The organism is Massilia sp. CT11-108, from assembly GCF_047302915.1.
Lineage (GTDB): Bacteria > Pseudomonadota > Gammaproteobacteria > Burkholderiales > Burkholderiaceae_D > Telluria > Telluria orientalis.
In genome coordinates, this window is record NZ_JBKYMO010000328.1 from 1 (window position 1) to 6,562 (window position 6,562).

General features: G+C 64.2%; 6 protein-coding genes. 4 read left to right on the forward strand and 2 right to left on the reverse strand.

Features of this window, described 5'->3' with window-relative positions; genetic code table 11:
• The 3 genes from ACEN88_RS21815 to ACEN88_RS21825 form a co-directional block, all read left to right on the forward strand.
• On the forward strand, positions 1 to 611 hold a 611-nt coding region (locus ACEN88_RS21815; protein ID WP_413342968.1), incomplete at its 5' end, for an efflux RND transporter permease subunit.
• Positions 612 to 654: 43 nt separating this feature from the next.
• Positions 655 to 1,344 (forward strand): heavy metal response regulator transcription factor, encoded by a 690-nt coding sequence (locus tag ACEN88_RS21820; RefSeq protein ID WP_413342970.1) that lies wholly within the window; start codon positions 655 to 657, stop codon positions 1,342 to 1,344.
• On the forward strand, positions 1,322 to 2,797 hold the full coding sequence (locus ACEN88_RS21825) for a heavy metal sensor histidine kinase (RefSeq protein WP_413342971.1): 1,476 nt from the start codon (positions 1,322 to 1,324) through the stop codon (positions 2,795 to 2,797). The genes ACEN88_RS21820 and ACEN88_RS21825 overlap by 23 nt, the downstream gene beginning before the upstream one ends.
• 307 nt (positions 2,798 to 3,104) lie before the next feature.
• Here ACEN88_RS21825 and guaA read toward each other — a convergent pair whose 3' ends face one another.
• The gene (gene guaA, locus ACEN88_RS21830; RefSeq protein ID WP_413342973.1) at positions 3,105 to 4,715 is read right to left on the reverse strand and encodes a glutamine-hydrolyzing GMP synthase; all 1,611 of its coding nucleotides are present in this window, start codon (positions 4,713 to 4,715) and stop codon (positions 3,105 to 3,107) included.
• A 56-nt stretch (positions 4,716 to 4,771) separates the two neighbouring features.
• Positions 4,772 to 6,232, reverse strand: coding sequence for an IMP dehydrogenase (gene guaB / locus ACEN88_RS21835; RefSeq protein ID WP_413342975.1), 1,461 nt, complete (start codon positions 6,230 to 6,232; stop codon positions 4,772 to 4,774).
• 133 nt (positions 6,233 to 6,365) lie between these two features.
• Here guaB and ACEN88_RS21840 point away from each other — a divergent pair.
• The coding region (locus ACEN88_RS21840) for a DUF4124 domain-containing protein (RefSeq protein ID WP_413342977.1) at positions 6,366 to 6,562 on the forward strand (197 nt) is incomplete at its 3' end.

Consider the following 6,562-nt stretch of genomic DNA (forward strand, 5'->3'; position numbering starts at 1 on the left):
CGCTGCCGGCGACCGTCTTCGGCGCCTTCGCCGGGCAGGCTGCGCTGTTCCAGCAATCGCAAAGCAGCCAATTGTGGCTGATCGCGATCGCCGTCGCCGCCATCTACGTCATCCTCGGCATGCTGTACGAAAGCTGGATCCATCCGGTGACGATTTTGCTGGGCATCCCGTCGGCCGCGGTGGGCGCCCTGCTGGCCCTGCGCATGACCGGCCTCGACCTGAGCTTCGTCGCCATGATCGGGATCCTGCTGCTGGTCGGGGTGGTCAAGAAAAACGCGATCATGATCATCGACTTCGCGCTCGACGCCCAGCGCCGCCTGGGGCTGGGGCCGGACGCCGCGGTGCGCCAGGCCTGCCTGCTGCGCTTCCGCCCGATCATGATGACCACACTGTGCGCTATCATGGGGGCCCTGCCGATCGCTTTGGGCCTGGGCAGCGGCGCCGAACTGCGCCAGCCGCTTGGCGTCGCGATCGTCGGTGGCCTGTTGCTGTCGCAGCTGATCACCCTGTTCATCACGCCAGTGCTGTATGTGTGGTTCGACCGGCTCGCCGCACCGCGCCGCACGTCTCCGCGGCGTGTCGCTGCGCCGATTGAGGCGACGGTGGAATGAGCCCGCGCCAGGGATAATAAACGGTTTGAAAGCGATCGAGAACGTGACCAAGATTCTGCTGGTGGAAGACCAGCCTACCGCCGCCGCCTACCTGTCCAAGGGCCTCAAGGAAGAAGGCATGGTGGTCGACGTCGCCCACGACGGGCCCGATGGCCTGCACCTGCTGCTGACCGTGCAATACGATCTGGCGATCCTGGACGTCATGCTGCCGGGCCTCGACGGCTGGACCATCCTTGAAACCGCACGCCGTGCGCAGCGCCAGACGCCGGTGCTGTTCGTCACTGCGCGCGATGCCATCGACGACCGCGTGCGCGGCCTCGAACTGGGGGCCGAGGACTATCTGGTCAAGCCGTTCGCGTTCAGCGAGCTGCTGGCAAGGGTGCGCGTTATCCTGCGCCGCAATGAGCGTTCGCCCGCGACGAGTGAGCCAACCGTGTTCGAACTGGGCGATCTCAGGGTCGACCTGCTCAAACATCGGGCCACACGTGGCACCGACCGGCTCGAACTGACTCCCAAGGAATTCGCGCTACTGTCGCTGTTGGTCCGGCGCCGTGGCGAAGTACAGTCGCGCACCGTGATCGCCGACCTGGTCTGGGACATGAATTTCGAGTCCGACACGAACATCGTCGAGGTGGCGATCCGGCGCCTGCGCACCAAGCTGGACGACCCCTATTCCGTCAAGCTCCTGCATACGGTACGCGGCGTCGGCTATGTTCTCGAAGTGCGCAATTAAGCTGTTCGACGCCGGGCGCTGGTCGCTGACGGCGCGCCTGAGCCTGTTCTTCGGCACGGCGACCGCAGTGATCGTGATCGGCGTCTCGGTCATGATGTACTCCGAGCTGGTGGAGCAGCTGCGCGACAAGGAGGAAGCCGAGCTGCGCGACGACCTCCAGATCCAGCGCGACGTGCTCGAACACCTGGCGCGCAGGCAGGTCCCCAGCCAGTGGCAGCACGAGTGGGGTGAGTACCAGGAGGATTACCAGAAATTTGCCTGGCAACTGGTGGCGCCGGACCGACTTGTCCTGGCTGCATCGTCGAACACGGCGCTATTTGGCGCCGCGCTCGCGCATGCCGGTATGCGGTCGGGCTTCGTGAGGTGGGCCGACCGGTCGCGCCAGCCGGTGCGTTATTACCTTGTACTCGACGTTGCGGCGGATCTGCCCGGCCGCGAAGCGGCGAAATTGCGGGGTCCTTCCCTCGGTCCTCGCGGCACGCTCCTGCGCGGCGTGCTGGATGTCTCGCAGGATCAGCACGTGCTGAGCGCCTACCGCGCCAAGCTGGCAGGTGTGATCGCCCTGGCAATCGTACTGTCCGCGGGCGCCGGCTGGCTGCTCGCCCGGCGTGGCCTGGCTCCGGTGCGGGCAATCAGCCGGGAAATCGGCCGCATCAACGCCGAGAAACTGCATGCCCGTATGGCGAGCGAGGCCTGGCCATCCGACCTGGGAGTGTTGGCCAGCGCCTTCGACGACATGCTGGCCCGGCTGGAGCAGTCGTTCGAACAGCTGACCCGCTTTTCCTCCGACCTCGCGCACGAGTTCCGGTCGCCGATCAACAACCTGGTCGCCGCTGCCAGCGTCACGCTGGCGCGCGCGCGCGCGCCGGCGGAATACCAGAACACCCTCGGCATCGTGGTCGAGGAAGGCCAGCGGCTCTCGCGCATGGTGTCGAGCATGCTGTTCCTCGCGCGCGCCGACAACGCCGGTCAGCACCTGCACCTGGAACGGGTGGCGCTGGCCGTCGAATTTCGCACGCTGGCCGACTTCTACGACATCGCGGCGGAAGAACAGGGCATCACCTTGGCGATCCACGGCGAGGCCGAACTGGACGCCGACCCCGTACTGCTGCGCCGCGCCCTGTCGAACCTGCTGACCAATGCCTTGCGCTACACCCCCCGTGGCGGCACGGTGAGGCTGTCGGCCGCGTGGGAGCACGACGCTGTCGTGATCGCGGTCAGCGACGACGGCGACGGTATCGCCGCCGAACACCTGCCCTTTCTATTCGACCGCTTCTACCGTGCCGACGCCGCACGCAGTTCGGCTGACAGCACGGGTCTGGGCTTGGCGGTGGTGCGCTCGATCGCCGAACTTCATGGCGGGACAGCCGAGGTCATTAGCACACCCGGCAAAGGCAGTACGTTTACGCTGCGTTTCCCGGCCAGGCAGACCATGCGCAATGAATTGTCATGAGTTCGGTAGGCGTGTGTCGCGCGAAAAAATGTTTAATGTGCGCGACCGCGACAACCAGAAATGAAAATGGCATACATCAGCGCAAAAGCGCTGATCTACAGATATGCTCGAGGAGGGGATGGGAATCGAACCCGCCTAAAGCGCTTTGCAGGCTGCTGCATAATCGCTTCGGCGCCGCAACACAACTAATGATTACGGGCTTTGAGCACGCTTAAAACAGTTCTGCACCGAGTATTTATGCTGCATAAAAAGCTCGCCGAAGCGAGCTTTTTTCAAATTACGAGAGCAATATTTCCAAAAGGAAATTTCACTCCCATTCAATCGTCGCCGGCGGTTTCCCCGAAATGTCATACACGACGCGATTGATACCGCGCACTTCGTTAATGATCCGGTTGGAGACCTTGCCCATCAACTCATGCGGCAGATGCGCCCACTGCGCCGTCATGAAGTCCAGCGTCTGCACGGCACGCAGCGCGACGACGTATTCATAAGTACGGCCATCGCCCATCACGCCCACCGATTTCACCGGCAGGAACACGGCGAACGCCTGCGACGTCGCCTCGTACCAGTTGGTCGGCGCCTTGCCGGCGTCGATGCCCGGCACGTGCGGCACTTCGAACGGGGTCTTGCGCAGTTCTTCGATGAAGATCGCATCCGCTTCGCGCAGCAGGTCGGCATATTCGCGCTTCACTTCGCCGAGGATGCGCACGCCCAGGCCCGGGCCCGGGAACGGGTGGCGGTACACCATGTCATGCGGCAGGCCCAGGGCGACGCCCAGCTTGCGCACTTCGTCCTTGAACAGTTCGCGCAGCGGTTCCAACAGCTTCAGGTTCAGCGTTTCCGGCAGGCCGCCCACGTTGTGGTGGCTCTTGATCGTCTGGCCCTTCTTGCCCTTGCCGGCCGATTCGATCACGTCAGGGTAGATCGTGCCTTGCGCCAGCCAGCGTGCGGCCGTCAGCTGCTTGGCCTGCTCCTGGAACACTTCGACGAATTCGCGGCCGATGATCTTGCGCTTCTGCTCCGGGTCGTTGACGCCGGCCAGGTGGCCCATGAACTGGTCGGACGCGTCGATGCGCAGCACCTTCACGCCGAGGTTCTTCGAGAACATGTCCATGACCATCTTGCCTTCGTCCTTGCGGAGCAGGCCGTGGTCGACGAAGACGCAGGTCAGCTGGTCGCCGATGGCGCGGTGGATCAGCGCGGCGGCCACGCTCGAGTCGACGCCGCCCGACAGGCCCAGGATCACTTCATCGCTGCCGACTTGCGCGCGGATCTTTTCGACGGCCTCGCTGATGTAGTCCGGCATGTTCCAGTCGCTCTTGCAGCCGCAGATCTCGTGCACGAAGCGGCCGATGATGGCTTCGCCCTGCGTCGTGTGCGTCACTTCCGGGTGGAATTGCAGCGCGTAGAAGCCGCGCTCTTCGTCGGCCATCGCGGCGATCGGGCAGCTCGGCGTCGAGCCCATCAGCTTGAAGCCCTGCGGCATGTCGAGGACCTTGTCGCCGTGGCTCATCCACACCTTCAGCATGCCATGACCCTCGTCCGTGACGAAGTCGTTGATGCCGTTCAGCAGTTTCGTATGGCCGCGGGCGCGCACCTCGGCGTAGCCGAATTCGCGGACTTTACCGTTCTCGACCTTGCCGCCCAGTTGCGCGGCCATCGTCTGCATGCCGTAGCAGATGCCCAGCACGGGCACACCCAGTTCGAACACGGCCTGCGGCGCGCGCGGCGAATCGCCTTCCAGCGTGGAGTTGTGGCTGCCGGACAGGATCACGCCGGAGGCGCCGTAGTTGCGGACGAAAGCGTCGCCGATGTCGTAGGGATAGACCTCGGAAAACACGCCGGCGTCGCGCACGCGGCGGGCGATCAGTTGGGTGACCTGGGAACCGAAGTCGAGGATGAGGATTTTCGAGTGCATGTATGTTTTGATAGTCAATGCAAAAACGCGGCCGGCTGGCCGCGTTTCGGGGGATCTTATTCCGTACGGTAGTTCGGCGCTTCCTTGGTGATCTGCACGTCGTGCACGTGCGATTCACGCATGCCGGCCGACGTGATCTCGACGAACTCCGCCTTCTCGCGCAGTTCTTCGATCGACGCGCAACCGCAATAGCCCATCGACTGGCGCACGCCACCGACCAGCTGATAAATGATCGCCAGCACGCTGCCCTTGTAGGCGACGCGGCCTTCGATGCCTTCCGGGACGAACTTGTCGGCCTTGCTCGACGCTTCCTGGAAGTAGCGGTCAGCGGAACCTTCGGCCATCGCGCCCAGCGAACCCATGCCGCGGTAGCCCTTGTAGCTGCGGCCCTGGTACAGGATCACTTCGCCCGGCGCTTCTTCCGTGCCGGCGAACATCGAACCCATCATGACGGTGTGCGCGCCGGCGGCCAGCGCCTTCGAGATGTCGCCCGAGTAGCGGATGCCGCCGTCGGCGATGCATGGGACGCCCGTGCCGGCCAGCGCTTCGGACACGTTCGAGATCGCGGTGATCTGCGGCACGCCCACGCCAGCCACGATACGCGTCGTGCAGATGGAGCCCGGGCCGATGCCGACTTTCACTGCATCGGCGCCCGCTTCCACCAGCGCGCGTGCGGCGGCGGCCGTCGCGATGTTGCCGCCGATGACGTCCACGTGCGGGTACGTCGTCTTGATCCATTTCACGCGGTCGAGGATGCCTTGCGAGTGGCCGTGCGCCGTGTCGACCACCAGCACGTCGACGCCGGCTTTCACCAGCAGGTCGACGCGTTCCTTGTCCTTGTCGCCCACGCCGACGGCCGCGCCGACGATCAGCTTGCCCTGCGCATCCTTCGACGCGTTCGGGTGTTCGTGCGACTTCAGGATGTCCTTGACGGTGATGAGGCCGCGCAGTTCGAACTCGTCGTTGACGACCAGCACGCGCTCCAGGCGGAACTTGTTCATCAGGCGCTTGGCTTCATCCGTGCCGGCGTCTTCCTTGACGTACACGAGCTTGTCGCGCGGGGTCATCTTGGCGCGCGCCTCGGCGTCCAGATCCTCTTCGAAACGCAGGTCACGGTTGGTGATGATGCCGACCACCTGCTTGCCCTCCACCACCGGGAACCCGCTGATGCCATGCTGCTGGGCCAGGGCCAGGACTTCGCGGATCTTCATCGTCGGCGGAATCGTGATCGGATCGCGCAGCACGCCGGCTTCGAAACGCTTCACGCGCGCCACTTCGCGCGCCTGGTCGGCCGGACGGAGGTTCTTGTGGATGATGCCGATACCACCTTCCTGGGCCATCGCGATCGCGAGGCGGGCTTCGGTCACGGTGTCCATGGCGGCGGACAGCAGCGGAATGTTCAGCGAGATATTCCGGGTCAGCTTGGTGCGCAGTGACGTGTTGGCCGGGAGGACGTTGGAGTAGGCCGGGACGAGCAGCACGTCATCGAACGTGAGTGCTTTCTGGAGGAGACGCATAGTTTATTTCCTATAGGCGCAAAAGCGAATTATACAGAAACTCCAGGAAAACGTCGCAAGCCTGGCAAAAAACGACTGAAATCACCCGAAACGCGCGATTGACAGTGGCCGCCAGGCATGGCGAAATCAGCACATGAACCGTTACCCTCTTCTGTTGCTGGCCGCCTTCCTGGCCGCACCGGCCTACGCCCAGTATTCCTGGATCGACGACCACGGCACCCGCGTGTTTTCGGACCGCCCGCCGCCGCCCGGCACGCCGCCGTCGCGCATCCTGAAAACGCCGCGCGGCGTGGCGTCGACCGAAGCCACGCCAGCCGAGGCCAACAAGCC